Origin of the sequence: Streptomyces sp. NBC_01723 (assembly GCF_036246005.1) — a bacterium.
In the GTDB taxonomy this organism is placed as follows: domain Bacteria; phylum Actinomycetota; class Actinomycetes; order Streptomycetales; family Streptomycetaceae; genus Streptomyces.
On sequence record NZ_CP109171.1, the window covers coordinates 2,558,026 to 2,581,535 of the forward strand.

The 23,510-nt window shown below is 72.0% G+C and carries 22 protein-coding genes; 10 read left to right on the plus strand and 12 right to left on the minus strand.

The features are described 5' to 3' along the window. Positions 1–3: 3 nt before the first annotated feature. From OIE75_RS11950 to OIE75_RS11990, 9 genes are all read right to left on the minus strand, one after another. Positions 4–672, minus strand: coding sequence for a response regulator transcription factor (locus OIE75_RS11950; protein ID WP_329470751.1), 669 nt, complete (start codon positions 670–672; stop codon positions 4–6). After that, positions 669–1,940, minus strand: coding sequence for a sensor histidine kinase (locus OIE75_RS11955; protein ID WP_307011949.1), 1,272 nt, complete (start codon positions 1,938–1,940; stop codon positions 669–671). Before OIE75_RS11955 ends, OIE75_RS11950 begins: the two co-directional genes overlap by 4 nt. Positions 1,941–2,007: 67 nt before the next feature. After that, entirely contained in the window at positions 2,008–4,086 is a 2,079-nt protein-coding gene (locus OIE75_RS11960; protein ID WP_329470753.1) for an MMPL family transporter, read from the minus strand. 152 nt (positions 4,087–4,238) lie between these two features. Beyond that, entirely contained in the window at positions 4,239–5,354 is a 1,116-nt protein-coding gene (locus OIE75_RS11965) for a hypothetical protein (protein ID WP_307011952.1), read from the minus strand. A 72-nt stretch (positions 5,355–5,426) separates the two neighbouring features. Further along, positions 5,427–6,407: an SCO2521 family protein gene (locus tag OIE75_RS11970; RefSeq protein ID WP_329470755.1), complete on the minus strand. Its 981-nt coding sequence runs from the start codon at positions 6,405–6,407 to the stop codon at positions 5,427–5,429. 1 nt (position 6,408) lies between these two features. After that, on the minus strand, positions 6,409–7,374 hold the full coding sequence (locus OIE75_RS11975) for an SCO2522 family protein (protein ID WP_329470756.1): 966 nt from the start codon (positions 7,372–7,374) through the stop codon (positions 6,409–6,411). Beyond that, complete coding sequence (locus OIE75_RS11980) at positions 7,371–8,288, minus strand: SCO2523 family variant P-loop protein (RefSeq protein WP_307017888.1); 918 nt, start codon at positions 8,286–8,288, stop codon at positions 7,371–7,373. The genes OIE75_RS11975 and OIE75_RS11980 overlap by 4 nt, the downstream gene beginning before the upstream one ends. Before the next feature lie 2 nt (positions 8,289–8,290). Further along, entirely contained in the window at positions 8,291–10,135 is a 1,845-nt protein-coding gene (locus tag OIE75_RS11985) for an SCO2524 family protein (protein WP_307011958.1), read from the minus strand. Positions 10,136–10,189: 54 nt separating this feature from the next. Then, positions 10,190–10,945: an SCO2525 family SAM-dependent methyltransferase gene (locus tag OIE75_RS11990; RefSeq protein ID WP_307011960.1), complete on the minus strand. Its 756-nt coding sequence runs from the start codon at positions 10,943–10,945 to the stop codon at positions 10,190–10,192. A 270-nt stretch (positions 10,946–11,215) separates the two neighbouring features. Here OIE75_RS11990 and OIE75_RS11995 point away from each other — a divergent pair, with 270 nt between their 5' ends. After that, positions 11,216–11,800 (plus strand): GNAT family N-acetyltransferase, encoded by a 585-nt coding sequence (locus OIE75_RS11995; RefSeq protein ID WP_307011962.1) that lies wholly within the window; start codon positions 11,216–11,218, stop codon positions 11,798–11,800. On the opposite strand, the gene OIE75_RS12000 is transcribed toward OIE75_RS11995, so the two are convergent. Together OIE75_RS12000 and leuA are read right to left on the minus strand one after the other, a co-directional pair. Continuing rightward, positions 11,772–12,467 (minus strand): TerB family tellurite resistance protein, encoded by a 696-nt coding sequence (locus OIE75_RS12000; protein ID WP_307011964.1) that lies wholly within the window; start codon positions 12,465–12,467, stop codon positions 11,772–11,774. The two genes, OIE75_RS11995 and OIE75_RS12000, sit on opposite strands and share 29 nt — an antisense overlap. Before the next feature lie 183 nt (positions 12,468–12,650). After that, a complete protein-coding gene (leuA, locus tag OIE75_RS12005; protein WP_307011966.1) occupies positions 12,651–14,372 on the minus strand; it encodes a 2-isopropylmalate synthase in 1,722 nt (573 codons plus the stop codon). 334 nt (positions 14,373–14,706) lie between these two features. Here leuA and OIE75_RS12010 point away from each other — a divergent pair, with 334 nt between their 5' ends. The 9 genes from OIE75_RS12010 to era all read left to right on the plus strand — a co-directional run bounded on the left by OIE75_RS12010 (position 14,707) and on the right by era (position 22,228). After that, the gene (locus OIE75_RS12010) at positions 14,707–15,777 is read left to right on the plus strand and encodes a M4 family metallopeptidase (protein WP_307011968.1); all 1,071 of its coding nucleotides are present in this window, start codon (positions 14,707–14,709) and stop codon (positions 15,775–15,777) included. Positions 15,778–15,798: 21 nt separating this feature from the next. Then, positions 15,799–16,065: a protealysin inhibitor emfourin gene (locus OIE75_RS12015; RefSeq protein ID WP_125491726.1), complete on the plus strand. Its 267-nt coding sequence runs from the start codon at positions 15,799–15,801 to the stop codon at positions 16,063–16,065. Between the two features lie 64 nt (positions 16,066–16,129). Beyond that, the gene (locus tag OIE75_RS12020; RefSeq protein ID WP_329470760.1) at positions 16,130–17,473 is read left to right on the plus strand and encodes a GH1 family beta-glucosidase; all 1,344 of its coding nucleotides are present in this window, start codon (positions 16,130–16,132) and stop codon (positions 17,471–17,473) included. A 106-nt stretch (positions 17,474–17,579) separates the two neighbouring features. Next, positions 17,580–18,659, plus strand: a complete 1,080-nt coding sequence (locus OIE75_RS12025; protein ID WP_307011971.1) for a PhoH family protein — start codon at positions 17,580–17,582, stop codon at positions 18,657–18,659. 12 nt (positions 18,660–18,671) lie between these two features. Next, on the plus strand, positions 18,672–19,169 hold the full coding sequence (ybeY, locus tag OIE75_RS12030) for an rRNA maturation RNase YbeY (RefSeq protein ID WP_307011973.1): 498 nt from the start codon (positions 18,672–18,674) through the stop codon (positions 19,167–19,169). After that, a complete protein-coding gene (locus tag OIE75_RS12035) occupies positions 19,166–20,470 on the plus strand; it encodes a hemolysin family protein (protein ID WP_329470763.1) in 1,305 nt (434 codons plus the stop codon). The genes ybeY and OIE75_RS12035 overlap by 4 nt, the downstream gene beginning before the upstream one ends. After that, entirely contained in the window at positions 20,467–20,826 is a 360-nt protein-coding gene (locus OIE75_RS12040; protein WP_329470766.1) for an MmcQ/YjbR family DNA-binding protein, read from the plus strand. Before OIE75_RS12035 ends, OIE75_RS12040 begins: the two co-directional genes overlap by 4 nt. A gap of 34 nt (positions 20,827–20,860) precedes the next feature. Beyond that, on the plus strand, positions 20,861–21,214 hold the full coding sequence (locus OIE75_RS12045; RefSeq protein WP_307011976.1) for a cytidine deaminase: 354 nt from the start codon (positions 20,861–20,863) through the stop codon (positions 21,212–21,214). Positions 21,215–21,274: 60 nt separating this feature from the next. Then, positions 21,275–22,228, plus strand: coding sequence for a GTPase Era (gene era, locus OIE75_RS12050; RefSeq protein WP_161341751.1), 954 nt, complete (start codon positions 21,275–21,277; stop codon positions 22,226–22,228). A gap of 145 nt (positions 22,229–22,373) precedes the next feature. Here the strand turns inward: era and OIE75_RS12055 are convergent, their stop codons facing one another. Then, positions 22,374–23,507 (minus strand): carbohydrate kinase family protein, encoded by a 1,134-nt coding sequence (locus OIE75_RS12055; protein WP_307017890.1) that lies wholly within the window; start codon positions 23,505–23,507, stop codon positions 22,374–22,376. Positions 23,508–23,510 lie beyond the last annotated feature (3 nt).

Below are 23,510 nucleotides of genomic sequence, written 5' to 3' on the forward strand. Positions count from 1 at the left end.
AGGTCACCCGACGCCGGGGGTCACCAGCCCCGACTCGTAGGCCACGATGACCAGTTGCGCGCGGTCCCGCGCCCCCAGCTTGCCCATGATGCGGCTGACGTGGGTCTTGGCGGTCAGGGGGCTCAGGCCCAGGGAGTCGGCGATCTCCGTGTTGTTGAGGCCGCGTGCGACCAGGGCGAGCACCTGGCGTTCCCGTTCGGACAGGCAGTCGGGTCCCGCGGTGCCCGCGGCGGGCGTCGCGGGGCTGCGCAGGAACCTTTCGATCAGGCGGGCGGTCGGTCCGGGCGACAGGAGCGCGTCGCCCGCCGTCACCGTGCGGATGGCGTCGAGGAGTTCGGCGGGCCGGGTGTCCTTGACCAGGAACCCGGAGGCGCCCGCGCGGAGCGCCTCCACGATGTTCTCGTCGGTGTCGTACGTGGTGAGGACCAGCACGCGCACGCCCGCGAGGTCCTCGTCGGCGGCGATCAGCCGGGTCGCCTCGATGCCGTCCAGGTCGGGCATGCGGACGTCCATGACGACGAGGTCGGCGCGTTCGGCGCGGGCCAGCTCCACGGCCTCGCGGCCGGTGCCCGCCTCGCCGACCACCTCCATGTCCGGCGCCGAGGCCACGAGCAGGGCGAACGCGGCGCGGACGAGGTTCTGGTCGTCCGCGAGCAGCACGCGTATCGTCATCGGTCGCTCTCCGGGATCAGGTGCGTCGGGGCCGGGGCGGGCCCCGTCGGTACGGCGGGCGTCGGCAGCACGGCCGTCACCTCGAAGCCGCCCCCGCCGCCCTCCCGCGGCCCGGCGTCGAGTGTGCCACCCACGCTGCGGGCCCGCTCCCGCATGCCGACGAGGCCGAAGCCGGGGGCGCCGGCGGGGTCGGGTCCGGTGCCGTCGTCGGTGACGGACAGGCGCAGGGCGCCCCGCTCGGCGCGCACCTCGACGTGGACGGACGGCTTCGGGCCCGCGTGGCGCACGGAGTTGGTCAGCGCCTCCTGCACGATGCGGTAGACGGCGGCGCCGACCGCGGGCGGGACGGCGTCGGCCCGCACCGACAGCTCCACCCGCGCGCCCGCGCCCCGGGCCGTCTCCGCGAGGTCGGGCAGCCCGTGCAGTCCGGGCAGCGGGCCGCGGGCGTCGGTGGCGTCCTGCTCCCGCAGCACCTCCAGCGTGGTGCGCAGTTCGCCGCGCGCGCTCCGGCAGGTCTCGGCGATGTCGTCGAGGGCCTTGGCGACGGCGGCCCGGTCCAGGCGGCCGGGGTCGGCGGTCAGGACGTGGGCGGCGACCGAGGTCTGCACGCCGATGACGGTGATGCTGTGCGCGAGCAGGTCGTGCAGGTCCCGGGCGACGCGCAGGCGTTCCTCGGCGACGCGGCGGCGGGCCTCCTCCTCGCGGGTGCGTTCGGCGCGTTCGGCTCGTTCGACGATGGAGGCGACGTACTGGCGGTAGTAGCGGACGTCGACGCCGGCGAAGAGGATGGCGATCACCCAGCCGGAGATGCGGATCAGCTCGACGGCCTGGTGGGTGTTGACGGTGAGCATGATGCCGACGGAGACGGTGAGGACACCGATGCCGGTCAGGATCGTGCGCAGCGGGCGGCCGGTGACGGCGAGCGTGTAGAGCGCCACGTAGGAGGCCGGACCGGCCGCCGCGTGGTTGTTGTCCATCGCGTGGTACGGCCCGACGAGGACCACCAGCGCCACGAGCACCAGCAGCGGGTGGCGCCGCCGCCACACGATCGGGACGTGCGCGGCGACCAGCAGCGCCCAGCCGACCGCGTCCGGGCGGCGGCCCTCGTCGGTGGACAGGGCGAGGCAGACGGCGCCGGTGAGGAGGACCGCGGCGAGCACGGCGTCGTTGCGGGTGCCGTGCGGGGCGGCGCGCGGGTCGCGGTTGATGGCGGCCATGATCCGCTCGCCGGCACGCGGCCGGGGCACCGCCGTGGTGGTTGCCTGCACGCGCCCATCCTCCGCGACGGACGCGCCCCTCCGGGAGGGGAGGGGCGCACTCCGGTCGATCGGCACCTCAGACACCTACGGGCTCCCGCTCACCGGCCGCCGCGGGCTCCCCGGGCGCCCGGGACAGCCGGCCCGGCCACCACACCCGGCGCCGCAGGGCGACGCTCGCGCTGGTGACGAGGTAGGTGCGGACGAGGAAGGTGTCGAGCAGGACACCGACCGCGATGACGAAGCCCAGCTCGACCAGTTGCACCATCGGCATGCTGGTGAGCACCGCGAAGGTGGCGGCGAGGACCAGCCCGGCGGAGGCGATGACCCCGCCGGTGGTGCGCAGTGCGGAGAGCGCGGCCTCGGTGGGTTCGGCGCCGCGCAGGGACTCCTCGCGCATGCGGTGCATCAGGAAGATGCCGTAGTCGACGCCGAGGGCGACCAGGAACACGAAGGACAGCAGGCCGAGTCCGGGGTCGGTGCCCTCGAAGCCGAAGAGCGGCCCGAAGACCAGTCCCCCGATGCCGAGCGCCGCGCCCCACACGGCGACCACGGCGGCGACCAGGATCAGCGGCGCGACCAGCGACCGCAGCAGCACCGTCAGGATCAGCAGCACCGACAGCAGCACGATCGGAACGACGATGGCGGTGTCGCGGGCGTTGGTGTCCTCCAGGTCGATCTGCTGGGCGCTGGGGCCGCCGACGTAGGAGCCGTCGAGCGAGTCGCGCAGGGACTCGATGGTGGCGGTCTCGGCCGCCGACTGGGGCGGGGCGGAGGCGAGTACGGTCAGTTCGGTCCAGCCTCCGCCGCTGCGGCCGGCCTCGGCGCTCTTGACGCCGCGGGTGTCGCGGGCCTCGGCGAGGGCGGCCTCCGCCCGGTCGGTGGGGGCGATGACGGTGATGGGCTGGGTGCCGCGCTCCGGGTAGGCGGCGGCGAGGGTCTCCATCGCGGCGATGGCGTCGGGCCGGGTGGTGAAGGAGTCCTCCTGCTTGAGGGAGCCGGGCAGGGCGAACGCCCCGAGCGCGAGCGCGCCGAGCAGCACCGCGCCGCCCACGAGGACGGTGCGGGGACGGCGTTCGGCGGAGCCGCCCATCGCCGTGAACAGCGACCTGCGGGCCTTGGGCGTGCTGCCGTAGCGAGGCACGAGCGGCCAGAAGACGCGTCGGCCCAGCAGGACCAGGAGCGCGGGCAGCAGGGTCAGCATGGCGGCCAGCGCGCACAGCACGCCGACGGTGCCGAGCGGGCCCATGCCCCGGCTGGAGTTGAGGTCGGCGGCGAGCAGGCACAGCAGCCCGGCGGCGACGGTGCCGGAGGAGGCGAGCACGGCGGGGCCGCAGCCGCGCAGGGCGGCGGCCATGGCGTCGTACGGCCGCTCGACGCGCCGCAGTTCCTCGCGGTAGCGGGAGACCAGCAGCAGCGCGTAGTCGGTGCCGACGCCGAAGACGAGGATGGTCATGATGCCGGAGCTCTGGCCGGAGACCGCGGTGCCGAACCACTGGTTGAGGCCGTAGGCGACGCCCATGGAGAGGTAGTCGGCGATGCCGGCGACGGCGAGCGGGACCAGCCACAGGAACGGGCTGCGGTAGATGAGGATCAGCAGCAGCGCGACGACGGCCGCGGTGGTGTAGAGCAGGGGGCCGTCGAGGGAGTTGTAGACCTCGGAGGCGTCGGTGGCGAACGCTCCGGCGCCGCCGACCTCGACGCTCAGCCCGTCGCCGCCCCGGGCGATGTCCCGTACCGCGTTGACGAGGGCGTCGCGGGCCTCCTCGTCCTGGCCGGGCTCGGTGCCGGCGACCGGGTACATGAGGGTGGTGCCGTCCTCGGACGGGATGCCGGCGGGCCGGCCGGTGAGTTCGTGCGCGCCCGCGATCTCGGCGACCTGGTCGGCGGCGGTGGCCCGGTCGGCGGCGGTCAGTCCGGCGTCCCGGTGGTAGACGAGGACCATCTCGGTGGCCTCGCCGCCCGGCAGCCGGTCCTGGATCTTGGCGACCTGCGTCGAGTCGGCGCCGGCCGGCAGGTAGTCGACGGCGCGGTCGCGCTGCACGTCCGCGAGTTTCGACGCGAACGGCGAGGCGATCGCCAGGACCGCGATCCACAGTCCGAGCACCAGCCAGGGCACGGCCCGCCGTCGCCCCCCGCTTGTCCTTACGGCCCCCATGTCACGGGCCTCCCTCCGCTGGATGTCTGGTCAGCCGTCTCCAGACTTCCGGCGGCGGGCGGCCGGCACGTCGGACCCGAGGGCGAGTTGCCCGGTACTGCCCCGGGTGACGTGCGGACGCCGTTACTCCCCCGGGAGTACCGAGGGAGCGGTCAGGCCTGGTCGACCATCCAGTTGCCGTCCTCCTCGTCGTCGACGCGCACCTCCAGTTCGCGCAGGCCCATGCCCGCGTCCCAGAGTTCCCGGAAGCGCTTGAGCCGGTCCCGTACGTAGTCCTGGCGTGCGGTGAGGCGGGTCCGCACGTTGACGTCGCGCAGGTCCTGTTCGATCTCGAACGACACCTCCTCGTCGTAGAGGATGAAGTCGTTGGTGGTGCCGCGCTGGAGGTGCGGGGGCAGTTCGGGCAGGACCGCGACCCGGACGTCGATGCGGCGCAGTTCCTGCTCCTCGCACAGCCGCAGCAGCCGGTCGTCGAGTTCGCGGGCGCTCTCCAGCAGGAACAGGCGGCGTACCGCGACGCCCTGTTCGTCGATGGCCGCCTGCTGGGCGTCGAGGTAGCGTCCGGCGGGCTCGCTGTTCCAGAACTGCCGGTCCACGGAGGTGCTGGTGGCGAGGATGGACTGCTCGGCGGCCCGGGTGAGGGTGAGCATCCAGTCGTGGTTCTCGCCGGGGCACTCGGCGCTCAGGTTGGTGAGGTCCGCCATGTGGCCGACCACCCGCTCCATCTCCAGGTGGACGAAGGTGTGCAGGATCGAGGGGCTGGGCAGCAGGACGTCGGCGAAGCCCTTGGCCAGGTCGGGCACGCTGTCGATGCGGACCGGGTCCAGCGGCGTCCCGGACTCGCCGGACCCGTGGTCCCCGTGGGTGACGTGCGTCTCGACGAGCTGCTTGACGTCCTCGGTGTACCGGGTCAGACCGGACTTCAGCTCGTCGTCGTACTGGTTGAGCCCGTCCCGTACGGCGGCGGTGTTCTCGGCGAGGGCGCTCTCCACCCGGCGGGTGTGCTCCTCCAGCCGCTCGTGGGCCGGGCGTGGTGCCAGGCCGAGCACGTACTGGACGAGTACCGCCGCGCCGGCGCAGAGGACGGCGGCCACGAACTGCCGCAGGGTGCCGTCGTCGGGGCTGAGCAGTGCCGTGACGCTCCAGAAGAGGGCGCCGACCACGAGGGCGACCAGCAGCATGCGCGCCCATGGGGACTCGCCCCTCGGGTCGGCCGGGCCCGGGGTGCGGGCCGTGTCGTCGGGTCGGGGTGACTGTGCCGTGCTCATCTCGCTTCTCCCCCCGTTGGGATGCGCGTCGGATCGAGGTGCGGGGATGTGCGTGGGAGGCGCTGGGTCCGGTCAGGGAGCCGGCTCCACCTCCCGGTGAGGTGCGGGGATGGCGTGCAGGGTGAGCTGGTCGCGGATGCGCTGCACCAGCGCCTGCCACTGCCGGGTGAAGCCGGGCCGTTCCTCCAGCGGGTCCCACAGCGGAGCCAGGTCCCGGGTCACCCGGGCCCGTGGCATCCACAGGTGCAGCAGGTGGTCCACGGCCGGACGCAGCGCCCGTACGACGGCGCCGGCGTCCTGCGTGGGTGTGGCGCCGAGCCGGATGCCGTCGAGCATGCGGACGACGGTGGTGAGGAGCCAGTCGTGCAGGGCGAGGTCGTCGCAGAGCGCGGCGAGGTCGGCGCCGTCGGTGTCCTCGGGCACCCGCAGGCGTACGGTGCGCAGTTCGTCCTCGGCGAGGGTGAACCGTTCGAGGGAGGGTGCGTCCCCCGGGTCCGCGGGGAGGGCCACCCAGCGCAGCCGGGTCGGGCGGGAGCGGAAGGGCGGGCGCTGGTCGAGCAGGGGGTGGCGCAGCAGCCGGGTGAGCAGCCCGTCGGCGATCAGGCCGACGTCGAGGTCGCCGTGGCGTCCGCCGCCGAGCACGCCCTGCGCGACCGCCTCGTGCGGGAGCCTGCCGAGCGGTTCGACCACTCCGGGCCGCACCAGGTACTCGCCCCAGGGCCGCCGTTGGTCGGGACCGGCGGCGGGGAGCCGGCAGTGCGCGGAGGTCTGCAGGACCCGCCCCTCGGTGAGCGCGGCGTGCGCGGTGACGGTGCCCACCGCGCGGATCCGGGCGCCGTTGGCGCTGGGCAGCGGGCAGTCGACGCCGGTCAGGGTGTCGGGCGAACGCGCGTAGAGGCCCGGGCGCTCGGAGAGCAGGACGCGTTCGTCGGCGCGCAGGCCGAGGAGTTGGGCGGCGGAGCGGATGTCGAGGGCCTGCCGGGCGGGCAGCAGGCAGGTGCGGATCTCGCCGCAGGCGAGGACGGCGGGCGGGGTGCTCTGCCGCGGCGCCATCTCAGGGCCCCGCGTAGAAGACGTAGGAGACGCGGTCGGCGACCGAGTCGGGGACGGCCGCGCGCTCCTTCTCGGAGCGGTCGGCGACCTGCGCCAGGGCTCCCGGGTCGACCTCGATCTGGTCGAGGATCACGCGGACGGCGTGTTCGACGGGGAGGAAACGGTTGGGCAGGACCGAGCAGGTCCGGTAGGCGGAGAAGGGGTCGGCGCGGGGGTTGAGCCGGATCAGGGAGGGCAGTTCGTCCCAGTCCTCGGGGAAGCCGGTGCCGGTGTGCGGCTGCGGTACGAGGACGGCCTCGCCGGCGTCGCGCAGCAGGCCGAGGCGGGCGAGCTGCCAGACGGCGGCGAGGAAGGGGCAGGACCAGGTGCGGCGCCCGTCGGCGTCGTCGTTCCACAGTTCGGCGTCGAGGAAGACGGAGTGGCGGCGGGCGGCGGTCTCCCGGGGCGGCTGCCAGGGGAGGGCACGCTTCATCGCCTGCGGGGCACGGGCGACGGGGGCGCGTTCGCCGTTGGCGAGCCAGCCGGTCCGCGCGGTGGGCGGGCGCATGCCGTAGCTGCCGGGGGCGGGCGACTCCACGATGCGGCCGGCCACCGCCTCCGCGACGGGCGTCTTGCCGGTGACGGCGCAGCCGGACTCGCGGGCCAGGTAGTCGACGACGAGCCCGGCCCGTTCGGCCTCCGCGAGGAGCATGGGGATGACCTCGGCCGGGGTGGAGAACCGGCTGAAGTAGTCGTCGATCAGGAAGCAGGTGCTGATCCGGGCCCGCTTGCCGCCGGCCCGCGCGCCGGCCGCGGCCCGCGCCGCCTCCACCCAGGGCAGCACCTCGGTGAAGTGCCGGCGCAGCCGCTCGGGCCCGGCCTCGAAGTCCTCCATGTAGAGATGCCCCAGCTCCAGTGAGAGATGAGCCAACGGCACCGACTGCGTACGCGCCTCGGCAGCGGTCTCCCGGAACACGGCGTCACTCACGGCCGCCCCCAATGCACGTCGTCCGTCAGGCGGCGGGCGATTTCCTCCAGGGCCTCCAGCGTCTCCTTGTTCGCTATCTGGGTGGAGAGGACGTCCTCCTCGGTGATCAGCTGTTCGCGCCACTGGAGTATGGGCTCCAGCGGTACGACGCCGAGGACGACGCTGTCGCCGATGCGGTGCTCGGCGGCGAGCCGGCGGAGTGCCTCGTCGCAGGCCTGCATCCAGGCGGCCTGGGCGGGCGAACCCTGGGACCACAGCGGCGACTCGGGGTCGGGTACGGCGGCCCGTACGAAGCGGATGGCGGCGCGCAGGGCGTCCTCGTCGTGCCCGCGTTCGACGCCGCCGCCGATGATGCCGTGCTCGGCGTGGACCAGTCCGGAGGCGGCGATCACGTGCTGGCGGGTCCAGCGGTGGAAGACCAGCCAGCGGAAGGGGACGTTGCGCATGCGCGGGTGGGCGGTGGCCGCGAGGACCATGTCGACGGCGTAGCTGCGGCCGGCGCTGAGGTCGACGACGGTGACGTCGAACTCGCCGTTGAGTTTCAGCAGCAGGTCGATGCAGCGCTCCAGGGCCTCCTCGCCGGTGGCGAACTCGCCGCCGCCGGCGTCGCCGGGGAACAGCACCAGGCGGCCGGACTGGTTGGGGCGGGCGCGCAGCAGGGGGTGCTCGGTCTGCCGCCAGACGTCGATGCGGACCGGTTCCGCCGTCTCGCCCTCCAGGTAGGAGTGGAGGCCGTGCTCCCGGGTGCCGCGCATGGCGCCGGGCACGTCGAAGACGGCGGCGGCGGTGGGCGATCCGAAGTCGAAGTCGACATAGGCCACGTGGTCGCCGGTGAGGGCGCGCTGGTAGGCCAGGTTGGCGCTGGTCACGGAGCGACCCGTGCCTCCCTTGTCGGAGGCGGCGAAGACGAGCACGCTCACACCTCCTGGGCGGCGGCGCCCCGGGCCTGGGCCAGGGTGTCGAGTTCCTGGAGCACGGGCAGGGCCAGGGCGAACGCGGTGGCGGGCCGGTCGTCGACCAGGCTGCGGGCGTGGTCGAGGCGGCTCTCGATGCTCCGCATGGCGCGGGCCCTGCTTCCGTCGGCGGCGGCGGACGCCTCCAGTTGCTCCTTGCCGAACAGGTGGGTTGCCTCGCTGAGCAGTTCGCGGGCGAGTTCGGCGAGTTCGGGGCTCCGGATGGGCTGCTGCTCGTAGAGGATGCGGGCGGCGACGAGGCATTCGGTGACGCGCTCGGTGATGCTCCAGGACATCCGCAGCCCCGCCTCGTGGGCCTCGGGGTAGACGGCCTGGACGTTGTCCCAGAGGCCGGCGCCGTCCTCGTCGTCGATGCGGCGGGTCCACAGGTGCTCGAAGGCCTGCTCGGCGAGGCGCAGCAGCCGGTCCTGCGCGCCGATGTTCCGGGAGAGTTCGGCGAGCTGGATGATCCGCTTGAGGAGCTGCGCCGAGAAGTCGGTCATCCGCCACAGGAGTTGTCCGCCGGAGCGCTCGGACCCGGCGAGCGGCATGGTGACGCCGGGCGTGTGCAGCAGGATGGTGGGGTCGTTCCTGGTCATGCGGCTGGTGACTCTGCCGCGGTCGGCGAGGCGTTCCATGATGGCGACGGTGCGGGTGAGGTCGTCGTCGGTCGCCTTCCGGCGGACCAGGTCGTGCACGAGGATGGCGGCGACGGTCAGGGAGAAGTACTCGGACTCCAGGCGCAGTCCGGTGGTCTGCCAGGGCAGGTCCTCCAGGGGCCAGCGCTCGCTGCCGAAGCGGGCCACCGCCGACCAGTACTGCTGGCTCAGCTCCCAGCGCAGGCGCAGCGCCTCGGCGAGTTTCTGCTGGTCGGCGTCGAGCAGACCGAGGGTGAGGGTGCGGTCGGAGAAGAGGTCCTGGATGCCGTCGAGGGCGGTGACGGTGAAGTACACGTAGGGCAGCCGGTCGGCTATGCCGTCGGGCTGCCCGGGGACGGGGACGCTCAGGTCGCTGATCTCGGGCGCGTCCTTCACGATGCCCCAGGCCCAGCCGCACTCGAAGAGCTGGCTCTCGTCGCGGATGCCCTCGTCGACCTGGATGCCGCGGGTGAGGCTCTCGATGATGGTGGCGCGCAGCGGGCGTAACCGGCGGGAGAACTGCTGGAGGACGACGCGGTCGGACTGCTTGCCCTGGCCGATGACCTGGATCAGCCGGCTGCCCTGTTCGGACTCGGCGTCGAAGACGTTGACGGTGAAGGAGCGCAGCAGGCTGATCATGGCGGCGGTCAGCCGGGCGTTGGTGGCGTCCCGCAGCTCGGCGATGGCCCTGCGCACCTCGGGGCGGGTGGTGGTGCCCTCGTAGATCTTGAGGAAGCCGAGGGTGGCGAGGCAGAGCGTGACGGACATGGAGTAGGAGTCGACCACGCCGAGCTGGTACTGCTCGTGGGTGATCTCGCCACCGGGTTCGGCGGGACGGAAGTAGTGGCCGCCGGAGAAGGTGGGGCTGTCGTCCGTGCCGGTGTGGGTGCGCATGAACTGGGTCAGCGCGGTGATCAGGTTGGGCGGGATCTCCAGCCGGCTGCCGACGCGGTCGAGGGCGCGCAGGACGTCACGTTCGGTGGTGTCGGGCTGGTCCAGGCGGAAGGCGGGGACCTCGGTGGCCGGATACAGGATGCAGAGCAGGCGTTCGGCGTCGGCGACGCTGCTCAGCCCGTCGGTGTCCCCCCGGACGAGCTTCCCGTCCTCGAACGAGTGACGAGCCATGGCCTGCCAGATTTCCAGCAGGTGCTGCCGTGGCTTGATCTGCATCCCCGCACCCCTCGTACAGATCCCGTTGCCCTGTGTTCAGCATGGTCCCCGTTCCTACGGGGTGGCAATCTCCGAATTGCGCCGTCCCAGGGCGAGGAGCATTCCCTCGTGTCCCGGCCGCACCATGTGGTGCAGATCGTGGATCTCCAGCTCTCCGGTGAAGGGCGCGAGGCTCTCCCTGACCCGCTCCTCGTTCACCCGGTAGGCCGGGTAGTCGTGGGCGCCGACCCGGTAGCCGACGGACTCCTTCATGAAGGCGGCGGCGAACGGGGCTCCGTCACCGAGCGCGTTCATGAAGCAGCGCACGCCCCGCTGGAACTCCTCGGGGCACTCGGACATCGAGTCGGCGACGAAGAACATGGTCCCGAGGCCCCAGCGGCGGTGTCCGTGCTCCAGGTCGAACAGGTTGCCGCGCTCCACCCGGACGATCTCGCCGGCCAGCTCCCGGGGTTCGACGGCGCGGTAGGCGGGCTCCTCGCCCAGCACCTTCCAGAACGCGTCCCAGGCGGTGTCGTACCCGCCCGGGGAGACCTGCTTCTCCAGGTACTCGACGTTCGGGTGCGCGTACTCCAGCAGGAGCACCTTGTCGCACCAGGGCAGCATGGAGAGCGCGGGGTAGAGGTTGGCACCGGCTCCGACGTCGATGCCGCGCACCGGGTGCGGAGTGTCGGCGAAGCAGCGGGTGAAGTGGTCGCGCATCAACCGGACGATGAGGAGGTCGACCTCCAGCGGCGTCCGGTAGTTGTCGTCGACGTACGCCTCCGGATCGAACTTCGACCACGGTGCGTCGGCGTTGCGATCCATAGTCATCCTGCCGCGTTCCATTCGATTCCGGACAAACCCCAGTGTTGTGCACGGTAGGGCACCGGAACACAGCGAGACAGCAGGGAACTCGCCACTCCGCATCCGCCGGGCGCACGTCGGGCGCATCGTCGCACACCTGAACTCGCCCTTGCACGGCCGAAGTTGGAAGCTCACTCTAGCCAGAAGGAGTCACCGGCCGCCACACGAAGCGCCATTCCTTCGAGTGGGCCTCCGGTGGCGAGGAGTTGACGTCCGCACGTGCTGACTGGGGGCTGCATGACCGCCGAACCGCTGGAACGTTCCCTCGACCGCCACGACCTGCTCTCGGGGGTCACCCCCGACCCGGACGGCCCACCCCTGGCCCTGCGCACCGCGCGGGAGTCCGACCTGCCCGAACTGCGGCGGCTCGACGAGGAGGTGTTCCAGGAGTTCGCCTATCCCGGCTTCCTGCTGCGCCAGCTCTTCGACATGTACGAGGAACACTTCCTGGTGCTCGACGACGGCGCGGGCCGGCTGCGCGGCTACGTGCTGGCCGCCACCCGGGCGCTCGGCTCGGACAGCTGGATACTCGGCCTGGGCGTGACCCCGGACCGGCGGCGGCACGGTTTGGGTACGGAGCTGATGACGGAGGTGCTGACCCGGCTGCGCCGGGACGGCATCGACGTCGTGCGGCTGACCGTGGAGCCCGCCAACCTCGCGGCGATCTTCCTCTACCGCTCCCTGGGCTTCCGCCCGGAGGAGCCCGACGGCGGCCTGCGCCAGGACTACTTCGGACCGGGCATGCACCGCCAGATCATGCGCCTGGACCTGCCGGCCCAGGGGCCGGCGGGGGTCAGGACGGCGTGCCCGCCGATTCCATGAGGCGGGTGATGTCGTCGGAGCAGAGGGTCAGGGCCGCCCCGACCGTCGCCAGGGTGTCGCGTTCGGCGGGGGTGTAGGGGCCGTCGGCGAGGGCGATGCGGGCGCCCTGGAGCAGGATCGACTCGCGTCCGGCGGTGGCGAGGTGCGGGGCCAGCGGGTCCAGCGCCTCGTGCAGCTCTATGGCGAGGCCCGGCACGCAGGGTTCGCCGTGGACCCGGCCGGTGTCCGCCTCCAGCGCCTCGACGAGCGCGTTCAACTGCTCCTCGGTGCAGTCCTCGAAGCCGGCCGCGCGCACCGCGACGGCCGCCGTCTCCAGCGCGGTGCGGGAGCAGGCACCGCCGGCGGCGAGGACCGCGAGGGCGACGGTGTGGACGGCGTCGCGGAGCATCGCCGAGAAGCGGGTGGTGGTGGGGTGGTCGAGGACCTCGGTGCCGTAGTGGCGGCGGCAGGCCGCGCACTCGACGGTCGGCGCGGACTCGCCGCGGGGCAGCAGGGGCACGCCGAGCAGGGTGAAGCGGCGCCGTCCGGCGAGCCGCTGGTAGTTGCGGTCGCCACCGCAGCCGGGGCAGAAGAACTCACCGTCGCCGACCGGCGTCCACGCGGTGCGGGTGCCCAGGATGCGTGGCAGCCGGGCAGCTCGGCCGTTTCGTCCCCGTCCAGGCAGCACGTCGCACCTCCGTAACGGCGCGACAGCATCGTCGCGCTGGCGTGATGTTAGCCACATCACCGACGTGGAGTCAGTACCCAGGACGAGACCTTTCCGTGACCTGCACAGATATATGGCCGGTATATGACGGGGCCCGCCCGCCGTTCTGCGGCGAGCGGGGCACCAAACCACCGATTCGGCTGGTCAGCGAGTTGCGCGGTTGACGGCGGAGACGACGGCCTTCAGCGAGGCGCGCGTGGTGTTCGCGTCGATTCCGATGCCCCACAGCACCTTGTCGCCGATGGCGCACTCGATGTAGGAGGCGGCCTGCGCGGAGGCGCCCTCGCTCATCGTGTGCTCCTGGTAGTCCAGCAGCCGTACGTCGATGCCGACGCCCTGCAGCGCGTGGAAGAACGCCGAGATCGGGCCGTTGCCGGTGCCGACCAGGGTGGTCTCCACGCCGTCGACCGCGGCCTCGACGGTGAGGGTGTCCACGCCGTCGCGGTCGGTCGTGGTCTGGCCGTTGGCCACCTGGATGCGGCCCCAGGGGTTGTCCGGGTTGGGCAGGTACTCGTCCTGGAAGACGTCCCAGATCGCCGTGGGCGTGATCTCGCCGCCCTCGGCGTCCGTCTTGGCCTGGATGATCTTCGAGAACTCGATCTGCATCCGGCGGGGCAGGTCCAGGCTGTGGTCGTTCTTCAGCACGTAGGCGATGCCGCCCTTGCCGGACTGCGAGTTGACGCGGATGACCGCCTCGTAGGAGCGGCCGACGTCCTTCGGGTCGATGGGCAGGTACGGGACGGCCCACTCGATGTCGTCGACGGTGACGCCCTTCGCGGCCGCGTCGGCCTCCATGGCGTCGAAGCCCTTCTTGATGGCGTCCTGGTGGGAGCCGGAGAAGGACGTGTAGACCAGGTCGCCCGCGTAGGGGTGGCGCGGGTGGACCTCCATCTGGTTGCAGTACTCCCACGTGCGACGGATCTCGTCGATGTCGGAGAAGTCGATCTGCGGGTCGACGCCCTGGGAGAACAGGTTCATGCCCAGGGTGACCAGGTCGACGTTGCCGGTGCGCTCGCCCTGTCCGAACAGGCAGCCCTCGATGCGGTCGGCGCCGGCCATCAGCGCCAGTTCGGCCGCCGCCACCGCCGTACCGCGGTCGTTGTGCGGGTGGACGGACAGCACCACGTGCTCGCGGCGGGACAGGTTGCGGCCCATCCACTCGAAGCGGTCCGCGTGCGTGGACGGCGTGGAACGCTCCACGGTGGCGGGCAGGTTGAGGATGATCTCGCGGCCGGGACCGGGCTGGTAGGTGTCCATCACCGCCTCGCAGACCTCCAGGGCGAAGTCCAGCTCGGTGTCGGTGAAGATCTCGGGGCTGTACTGGTAGCCGAACTCCGTCTCCGGGCCCAGCAGTTTCTCGGCGTACTCCATGACCAGCCGGGTGCCGTCGACGGCGATCTGCTTGATGTCGTCCCGGGAGCCGCGGAAGACGACCCGGCGGAAGACGGGGGCGGTCGCGTTGTACAGGTGGACCGTGGCCCGCTTGGCGCCCTTCAGGGACTCCACCGTGCGCTCGATCAGGTCCTCGCGGGCCTGGGTCAGTACGGAGATGGTGACGTCGTCCGGGATGGCGTCCGGGTCCTCGACGATGGAGCGTACGAAGTCGAAGTCGGTCTGGCCGGAGGCCGGGAAGCCGACCTCGATCTCCTTGTAGCCCATCTTGACCAGCAGATCGAACATCGCGCGCTTGCGGGCGGGCGACATGGGGTCGATCAGGGCCTGGTTGCCGTCGCGCAGATCGGTGGAGAGCCAGCGGGGGGCGGTGGTGACGCGCCGGTCCGGCCAGGTGCGGTCGGCGATGTCGACCTGCTCGTACCCGCGGTACTTGGCTGTCGGCATGGGGCTGGGCTGCTGGCGGTTGGCCATGATGGCGTGGGCTCCTCGTGAGTTCCGCGGTGTCCGCGTGGTCCGGAAGGACGGCCGACGGCACCACCAAGCTCCGCGGGGAGGGAGTCGGCCTCTTACAGGCCCTCGCCGCGGCAGCTAAGGAGAAGCAGCCCGAAACGCATGATGCCCAGCACCATAGCCGAGTCACGCCGGTCACGCGGGTCCGTATCAGTATGCGGGACCATGGAGAGAACCGGGACAAAAAGTGCCGTATACCACTTGTCGGCGTCCACGGAGCCGCCTTGGTGCCGTTTTTCACCAATCGTGGTTGCGGGTGGTGACACCTTCGTCACGCAGTGCGAAGGTGCCGGACATGACGACATACGGGGGCTTCGAGCCCGTCTTCTGCACCATCGTGCCGCCCCACGTCCTCGACCGGCTGGCCCAGCACGCCGACCCGGTGCTCTCCGGACCGGCCCGCCGCACCCTCCAGCGCGACGCCTTCGAGCGCACCCACCGCCAGCTGACCACGGTCATCGGCGCCGCCACGATCGCCCCGCGCGCCGGTGCCGAGGCCGGGAAGCCGCACCGCACGGTCTTCGACGCCCGGCACGGCACCGACCTGCCCGGCAAGAAGGTGCGCACCGAGGGTGAGGAGCCCGGCCGGGACGCCACAGTGAACCGCGCCTACGCGGGCCTGGGCGCCACTTTCGAGCACTTCCTCAAGGTCTACCGGCGCGACTCCATCGACGGCGCCGGACTGCCGCTGGACGCGACCGTGCACTACGACCGCGAGTACAACAACGCCTTCTGGAACGGCGAGCAGATGGTCTTCGGCGACGGGGACGGGGAGATCTTCCTCGACTTCACCGTCGCCCTGGACGTGATCGGCCACGAGCTGACCCACGGCGTCACCCAGCACACCGCCAACCTGACCTACTACGGCCAGCCGGGCGCCCTGAACGAGTCGGTCTCGGACGTCTTCGGGGCCCTCATCAAGCAGTACTCGCTCGGCCAGACCGCCGCCGAGGCCGACTGGCTGATCGGCGCCGGACTCCTCGCCCCGCGCGTGACGGGCGTGGCGCTGCGCTCCATGAAGGCGCCGGGCACGGCGTACGACGACGACGTGCTCGGCAAGGACCCGCAGCCCGCGACGATGGACGACTTCGTCCGCACCGGCCGCGACAACGGCGGCGTGCACATCAACTCCGGCATCCCCAACCACGCCTTCCACCTGCTCGCCACCGCGCTCGGCGGGCACGCCTGGGAGCGGGCCGGGCAGATCTGGTACGACGTGCTGACCGGCGGCGAGCTGGCGCAGGACGCGCTGTTCGCGGACTTCGCGACGCTCACCCTGAAGGCCGCCCGGGAGCGCTACGGCGACGGCGAGGAACTGGAAGCGGTGGGCAAGGCCTGGGAGCAGGTCGGGGTGCGCACGCTGTAGTTCCGTACTAGACACGGTTGCATGCGGATTTTGGTGAGGCGCACAGGAGGCTTCGCGGGCATCGAGCGCCACGCGGAGGTCGATACGGCGGAGCGCCCCGACGCTGCCGAGTGGCACGCGCTGGCCGAGCGGGCGTGCGCCGACGGCCGGGCCACGCCCCCGGTCGGGGTCCCGGACGGGTTCAGCTACCAGATCACCGTGGACGGGAAGACGGTGTACGCCGCCGACCCCCGGCTGACGGACGAGCAGCGCAGGCTGATCTCCCGGGTGCTGAAGGAGGGTGCGTAACGCGGAACGCCGTTGACGTGCGGGGGCGTTGACTTCGCGCGCGGGGGATGCGGATGATCCGCGCATGGCGACGAACCCGGTACCCCGGTTCCCGGACGGCTTCCTGTGGGGCGTGTCCACCTCGGCACACCAGATCGAGGGCGCGGCCGGCCTGCGCGAGCGCTCCGTGTGGGACGACTTCACGGACCGGCCGGGCCGGGTGAAGGACGGCTCGACGGCGGCGGTGGCCTGCGACCACTACCACCGCCACCGTGAGGACGTGGCGCTGCTGGCGGACCTCGGCGTCGACGCGTACCGCTTCTCGGTCTCCTGGCCCCGGGTGAACGCGCCGGGCGGTCTCGACTTCTACGACCGTCTGGTGGACGACCTGTGCGCGGCGGGCGTCCGGCCGGTGCCGACGCTCTTCCACTGGGACCTGCCGGCCAGTCTGGACTGGCTTGAGCGGGACACCGCCGCCCGGTTCGCCGCGTACGTGTCGGTCGTCGCCGATCGGCTGGGCGACCGGGTCGGCAAGTGGATCACCCTCAACGAGCCCGCCGAGCACACCCTGCTCGGCCACGCCCTCGGCACCCACGCCCCCGGCCGCACGCTGCTCTTCGACGCCCTGCCGGTCGCCCACCACCAGCTCCTCGCGCACGGTCTGGCGGTACGGGCGCTGCGCGCGGCGGGCGCCACGGACATCGGCATCGCCAATTCGCACGGGCCCACCTGGCCCGCCTCGGACGACCCGGCCGACCGGGAGGCGGCGGACCTGTACGACGTCCTGCTGAACCGGATGTTCAGCGACCCGCTGCTGACCGGGCGGTACCCGGAGGGGATCGGCGAGCTGATGCCCGGGGACGTGACGGCCGACCTGGAGGTCGTCGCGGAGCCGCTGGACTTCTACGGCGTGAACTACTACGCGCCGGCCCGGGTGGGCGCCCCGCTGGGCACCGGGACGGAGTCCGGCGGGGTGACCCTCCCGGCCGAACTGCCCTTCTCGCTGCGCGCCATCGAGGGCCGGCCGCTGACGGACTTCGGCTGGCCGGTCGTCCCCGAGGGGCTGACCGAGCTGCTCACCGGCCTGCGCGACCGCTACGGCGACCGGCTCCCGCCCGTCGTCATCACCGAGAACGGCTGCTCCTACGAGGGCCTGGACGACCAGGACCGCATCACCTACCTCGACGGGCACGTCCGCGCCCTGCACCGGGCCGTCGAGGCGGGGGTGGACGTCCGCGGCTACTTCGTGTGGTCGCTGCTGGACAACTTCGAGTGGGCCGAGGGGTACGCCCGCCGGTTCGGACTGGTCCACGTGGACTTCACGACGCTGGAGCGCACGCCCAAGGCGTCGTACGGGTGGTTCCGGGACCTGGTCCGCGAGGGGCGGCGGGGCGGGCGGCCGGGTGCCGCCGGACCGCCGCGCATATAAAAACCTCGGCACTGTCGGCGGGGAGTCGTACGCTGGAGGCAGCAGACCACACCCGTCACGCGGCACGCGCCGCAGAGGAGGACGAGCAGGCCTAGAGCGCCGGCCCATGACTCAGACACCCTCAGCCCACACCCCCGCGCAGGGGCAGGCGAGAGCACAGATCAGCGTCCCCGCCCAGCACCCCATGGTGACCGTCCTGGGCTCCGGAGACTCCCTCCTGCGCGTGATCGAGAAGGCCTTCCCGGCGGCCGACATCCATGTCCGGGGCAATGAGATCAGCGCCGTCGGCGACACCCAGGAGGTCGCCCTCATTCAGCGCGTTTTCGACGAGATGATGCTGGTGCTCCGCACGGGGCAGCCGATGACGGAGGACGCAGTGGAACGCTCGATCGCCATGCTCAAGGCGAGCGAGAACGGGGAGAGCGACGGCCAGGAGACCCCGGCCGAGGTGCTCACGCAGAACATCCTGTCCTCGCGCGGTCGCACGATCCGCCCCAAGACGCTGAACCAGAAGCGGTACGTCGACGCGATCGACAAGCACACCATCGTCTTCGGCATCGGCCCGGCGGGCACCGGCAAGACCTACCTGGCGATGGCGAAGGCCGTGCAGGCCCTCCAGTCCAAGCAGGTCAACCGGATCATCCTGACCCGCCCGGCGGTCGAGGCCGGCGAGCGGCTCGGCTTCCTGCCGGGCACGCTCTACGAGAAGATCGACCCGTATCTGCGCCCGCTGTACGACGCGCTGCACGACATGCTCGACCCCGACTCGATCCCGCGCCTGATGGCGGCCGGGACGATCGAGGTCGCGCCGCTGGCGTACATGCGCGGCCGCACGCTGAACGACGCCTTCATCATCCTGGACGAGGCCCAGAACACCAGCCCCGAGCAGATGAAGATGTTCCTCACCCGCCTCGGCTTCGAGTCGAAGATCGTGATCACGGGTGACGTCACGCAGGTCGACCTGCCCGGCGGCACCAAGTCGGGTCTGCGGCAGGTCCAGGAGATCCTGGACGGCGTCGAGGACGTCCACTTCTCCCGGCTCACGTCGCACGACGTGGTCCGGCACAAGCTGGTGGGCCGTATCGTCGACGCCTACGAGTTGTACGACAGCCGGAACGGCACCGAGAACGGCTCCCACAAGGGCGGCCACGCTCCGCGAAACGGTGCCAAGGCCAAGGGGAAGTAGACCAGCACGACCATGTCGATCGACGTCAACAACGAGTCCGGAACCGAGGTCGACGAGCAGGCGATCCTCGACATCGCCCGCTACGCGCTCGCGCGGATGCGCATCCACCCGCTCTCCGAGCTCTCGGTGATCGTCGTGGACGACGGCGCCATGGAGCAGCTGCACATCCAGTGGATGGACCTGCCCGGTCCGACGGACGTGATGTCCTTCCCGATGGACGAGCTGCGCCCGCCCGCCAAGGACGAGGACGAGCCGCCGCAGGGGCTGCTCGGCGACATCGTGCTCTGCCCGGAGGTCGCCGCCAAGCAGGGCACCGAGGCGCCGACGCAGCACTCCATGGACGAGGAGCTCCAGCTCCTGACCGTCCACGGGGTGCTGCACCTGCTCGGCTACGACCACGAGGAGCCGGACGAGAAGGCCGAGATGTTCGGTCTCCAGGCCGCCATCGTGGACGGCTGGCGTGCGGAGCGGGGCCTGACCGGCCCGTCTCCGGCCCCGACCGTCTCATGAGCCTCCCCCTGGTCGCGGGCGCCGTGGCCCTGATCGTGGTCGCCTGGCTCGCCGCCTGCGCGGAGGCGGGCCTGGCCCGGGTCTCCAGCTTCCGGGCCGAGGAGGCGGTGCGGTCCGGGCGGCGCGGTGGGGAGAAGCTCGCCAAGGTCGCCGCCGACCCGACGCGCTATCTCAACGTGGCGCTGCTGGTCCGCGTCGCCTGCGAGATGGCAGCCGCCGCGCTGGTCGCGTACGCCTGCCTGCAGGAGTTCGCCAACACCACCGAGGCCCTGCTGATCGCCATCGCGGTCATGGTGCTCGTCTCGTACGTCGCCGTCGGGGTCTCCCCGCGCACCATCGGCCGCCAGCACCCGCTGAACACGGCGACGGTCGCGGCGTACGTGCTGGTGCCGCTGGCCCGCGTCATGGGCCCGATCCCGTCGCTGCTCATCCTCATCGGCAACGCGCTCACCCCCGGCAAGGGCTTCCGCCGCGGTCCCTTCGCCTCCGAGGCGGAGCTGCGCGCGCTGGTCGACTACGCCGAGAAGGAGTCCCTGATCGAGGCCGAGGAGCGCCGCATGGTGCACTCGGTGTTCGAGCTGGGCGACACCCTCGTCCGCGAGGTCATGGTCCCGCGCACCGACCTCGTGGTCATCGAGCGCTACAAGACCATCCGGCAGGCGCTCGCCCTCGCCCTGCGCTCGGGCTTCTCCCGGATCCCGGTCACCGGGGACAGCGAGGACGACATCGTCGGCATCGTGTACCTGAAGGACCTGGTCCGCAGGACGCACATCAGCCGGGAGGCGGAGAGCGACCTGGTCTCCACCGCGATGCGCCCCGCGACCTTCGTGCCCGACACCAAGAACGCCGGTGACCTGCTGCGCGAGATGCAGAAGGAGCGCAGCCACGTCGCCGTCGTCATCGACGAGTACGGCGGCACGGCCGGCATCGTGACCATCGAGGACATCCTGGAGGAGATCGTCGGCGAGATCACCGACGAGTACGACCGGGAGCTGCCGCCGGTCGAGGAGCTGGGCGGGGACCGCTTCCGGGTCACCGCGCGCCTCGACATCGGCGACCTGGGCGAGCTGTACGGCCTGGAGGCGTTCGACGACGAGGACGTGGAGACGGTGGGCGGTCTGCTGGCGAAGGCGCTGGGCAGGGTGCCGATCGCCGGTGCCTCCTCGATCGTGGAGCTGCCCGACGGGCGGGAACTGCGGCTGACCGCGGAGGCCGCGGCGGGCCGCCGGAACAAGATCGTGACGGTGCTGGCGGAGCCGGTGGGCGCCACGGAGGCGCCGAAGGAGGCGGCGGAGGAGTGAGTCCCGAGGAGCTGCGCGACTTCTGCCTGTCCTTCAACGCCTCGGTGGAGGACTTCCCCTTCAACCCAAAGACCACGGTCTTCAAGGTGCTGGGGAAGATGTTCGCGCTGTCCTCGCTGGACGGGCGCCCGCTCACGGTCAACCTCAAGTGCGACCCGGACGACGCGGTGCGGCTGCGGGCCGAGCATCCGGGGCTGATCGTCCCCGGCTACCACATGAACAAACGGCACTGGAACACGGTGACCGCCGGCGGCGGACTCCCGGACCGTGTGGTCCGGGAGCTGGTCGAGGACTCGTACGACCTGGTGGTCGCCGGTCTGCCGCGCGCCGACCGCCTCCGCCTCGACCGTCCCTGAGCCCGCCCCTGATCACTGAACGTATGCTCGGTCCATGACCGAGACTCCCGCCCTCGATCCCGAGGACCGCAAGATCGTCACCCTGGCCCGTTCCGCGCGGGCCCGCAACGGTGTGCCCGAGGGGGCGGCCGTGCGCGACGAGACCGGACGCACCTACGTCGCCGGGACCGTGGCCCTGGACTCGCTGAAGCTGAGCGCGCTGCGTACCGCGGTGGCGATGGCGGTGGCGTCCGGCGCGAAGTCCCTGGAGGCGGCGGCCGTGGTGACCGAGGCGGAGTCGGCGTCGGCGGAGGACCGGGCGGCGGTGCGGGACCTGGGCGGTCCCGGGACTCCGGTGCTGGTCGCCTCGCCGGACGGAACGGTCCGCTCCACGGTGAGCGCGGGCTGAGGGCGCCCTGCCGTCGACCTTGGTACGGCGGGGCTCCAAGGATCAGGGACAATGGGCGCCATGAGCGTTCGTACCCAGTCATCCGAAGAACCGGCCGAGACTGTTCACCGGGCCGGCTTCGCCTGCTTCGTGGGCCGCCCCAACGCGGGCAAGTCCACCCTCACGAACGCTCTGGTCGGGCAGAAGGTGGCGATCACCTCGAACCGTCCGCAGACCACGCGGCACACCGTGCGGGGCATCGTGCACCGCGAGGAGGCCCAGCTGATCCTGGTGGACACCCCCGGGCTGCACAAGCCGCGCACGCTGCTGGGCGAGCGGCTGAACGACGTGGTGCGCACGACGTGGGCCGAGGTGGACGTCATCGGTTTCTGTCTGCCGGCCAACGAGAAGCTGGGCCCCGGTGACCGCTTCATCGCCAAGGAGCTGGCGGGGATCCGGAAGACGCCGAAGGTCGCGATCGTCACGAAGACCGACCTGGTCGACGGCAAGACCCTGGCCGAGCAGCTGATCGCGATCGACCGGCTCGGCGAGGAACTGGGCATCACCTGGGCGGAGATCGTCCCGGTGTCGGCCACCGGGAACAAGCAGGTCGACCTGCTCGCGGACCTGCTGACCCCGCTGCTGCCCGAGGGCCCCGCGCTCTACCCCGAGGGCGACCTGACCGACGAGCCCGAGCAGGTCATGGTCGCCGAGCTGATCCGGGAGGCCGCGCTGGAGGGCGTCCGGGACGAGCTGCCGCACTCCATCGCGGTGGTCGTCGAGGAGATGCTCCCGCGCGAGGACCGCCCCGCCGACAAGCCGCTCCTGGACATCCACGCCAACGTTTTCATCGAACGCCCCAGCCAGAAGGGCATCATCATCGGCCCCAAGGGCAAGCGCCTGAAGGACGTCGGCATCAAGTCCCGCAAGCAGATCGAGGCCCTCCTCGGCACACCCGTCTTCCTGGACCTGCACGTGAAGGTCGCCAAGGACTGGCAGCGCGACCCCAAGCAGCTGCGACGACTGGGGTTCTGACGCGCCCCCTGCCCCGCACACCGGCCACGCGGCGGCAGCCGCAGATCGACACAGCCTGGACCTGCACGTGAAGGTCGCCAAGGACTGGCAGCGCGACCCCAAGCAGCTGCGACGACTGGGGTTCTGAGCCGACGGCTCCGGGCGGTCAGGACGGGGGGCGGAAGCCGATCGTCGGGACGGCCCGGCGCAGGGGCCAGGCGGCGGGCGGGTCGTCGGGGAGCAGGGCGGCGAGGAACGCGTAGCGGCGCAGGGCCGCGGGGTCCTGGCCCCGGACCGACTGGACCTTGCGCCACCAGGTGGCGATCTCGCCCCAGCCGGGCGCCGACAGGGAGCCGCCGAACTCCTGGACCGAGAGGGCGGCGGTCAGACCGGCGAAGGCGAGCCGGTCGGCCAGGGGCCAGCCGGCCAGGGTGCCGGTGACGAACCCGGCTACGAAGACGTCCCCCGCACCGGTCGGGTCCAGGGCCTCCACCTCGATCGCCGGGACCTCGGCGCTCTCCCCCGTCCTCCGGTCCACCGCGTACGCGCCCTCCGCGCCGAGGGTGACCACGGCGAGCGGCACGTGCTCGGTCAGGGCGTGCGCCGCGGCGCGCGGGCAGGTGGCGCCGGTGTAGCGCATGGCCTCCTCCGCGTTGGGCAGGAAGGCCTCGCAGTGCGCGAGGTCGGAGAGCCCGGCCAGGTCCCAGGCGCCGGTGTCGTCCCAGCCGACGTCGGCGAAGACGCGGGTGCCGCGGGCGGCGGCCTGGGCGATCCAGGGGGCGCTCACGCCGGGCGTGAGGGAGGCGACGGCGGCACGCGCACGCGGCGGGCAGTCGGGGGACGGCTCCTCCGGCGGCGGCTCGTGGCCGTGGGAGACCATCGTGCGCTCCCCCTCGTACGCCATCGAGACCGTCACCGGCGAGTGCCAGCCCGGAACGGTGCGCGAGGAGCCGAGGTCGATGCCCTCGCCCTGGGCCAGGGCGTCCCAGCAGTAGTCGCCGTAGTGGTCGTCGCCGAAGGCCGCGGCGAGCGAGGTGCGCAGGCCGAGGCGGGCCAGGGCGGTCGCCATGTTGGCGATGCCGCCGGGGCTCGACCCCATCCCGCGGGCCCAGGACTCGGTCCCGCGCACTGGTGCGGAGTCGAGCCCGGTGAAGACGACGTCGAGGAAGACGGTGCCGGTCAGATACACGTCCCAGGGCGGGTCCTGCGGGCCGCGCAGCGCGGCGAGAGGATCAACCCTGGACCGGCGGTGCGATTCCTCGTCCTGGGCGTGGCGATGGCTTCTCGCGTCGGCCGGCATGGC

Excerpts from the sequence above, each read along its gene's own strand:
- OIE75_RS12010 (WP_307011968.1), top strand. The coding sequence starts at position 14,707 with ATGACGACATACGGGGGCTTCGAGCCCGTCTTCTGCACCATCGTGCCG.
- OIE75_RS11960 (WP_329470753.1), bottom strand. The coding sequence starts at position 4,086 with ATGGGGGCCGTAAGGACAAGCGGGGGGCGACGGCGGGCCGTGCCCTGG.
- OIE75_RS12035 (WP_329470763.1), top strand. The coding sequence starts at position 19,166 with ATGAGCCTCCCCCTGGTCGCGGGCGCCGTGGCCCTGATCGTGGTCGCC.
- OIE75_RS12015 (WP_125491726.1), top strand. The coding sequence starts at position 15,799 with ATGCGGATTTTGGTGAGGCGCACAGGAGGCTTCGCGGGCATCGAGCGC.
- OIE75_RS11995 (WP_307011962.1), top strand. The coding sequence starts at position 11,216 with ATGACCGCCGAACCGCTGGAACGTTCCCTCGACCGCCACGACCTGCTC.
- OIE75_RS12025 (WP_307011971.1), top strand. The coding sequence starts at position 17,580 with ATGACTCAGACACCCTCAGCCCACACCCCCGCGCAGGGGCAGGCGAGA.
- OIE75_RS12020 (WP_329470760.1), top strand. The coding sequence starts at position 16,130 with ATGGCGACGAACCCGGTACCCCGGTTCCCGGACGGCTTCCTGTGGGGC.
- OIE75_RS11990 (WP_307011960.1), bottom strand. The coding sequence starts at position 10,945 with ATGACTATGGATCGCAACGCCGACGCACCGTGGTCGAAGTTCGATCCG.
- era (WP_161341751.1), top strand. The coding sequence starts at position 21,275 with ATGAGCGTTCGTACCCAGTCATCCGAAGAACCGGCCGAGACTGTTCAC.
- OIE75_RS11970 (WP_329470755.1), bottom strand. The coding sequence starts at position 6,407 with ATGGCGCCGCGGCAGAGCACCCCGCCCGCCGTCCTCGCCTGCGGCGAG.
- leuA (WP_307011966.1), bottom strand. The coding sequence starts at position 14,372 with ATGGCCAACCGCCAGCAGCCCAGCCCCATGCCGACAGCCAAGTACCGC.
- OIE75_RS12045 (WP_307011976.1), top strand. The coding sequence starts at position 20,861 with ATGACCGAGACTCCCGCCCTCGATCCCGAGGACCGCAAGATCGTCACC.
- OIE75_RS11950 (WP_329470751.1), bottom strand. The coding sequence starts at position 672 with ATGACGATACGCGTGCTGCTCGCGGACGACCAGAACCTCGTCCGCGCC.
- OIE75_RS12055 (WP_307017890.1), bottom strand. The coding sequence starts at position 23,507 with ATGCCGGCCGACGCGAGAAGCCATCGCCACGCCCAGGACGAGGAATCG.
- OIE75_RS11965 (WP_307011952.1), bottom strand. The coding sequence starts at position 5,354 with ATGAGCACGGCACAGTCACCCCGACCCGACGACACGGCCCGCACCCCG.
- OIE75_RS11985 (WP_307011958.1), bottom strand. The coding sequence starts at position 10,135 with ATGCAGATCAAGCCACGGCAGCACCTGCTGGAAATCTGGCAGGCCATG.
- ybeY (WP_307011973.1), top strand. The coding sequence starts at position 18,672 with ATGTCGATCGACGTCAACAACGAGTCCGGAACCGAGGTCGACGAGCAG.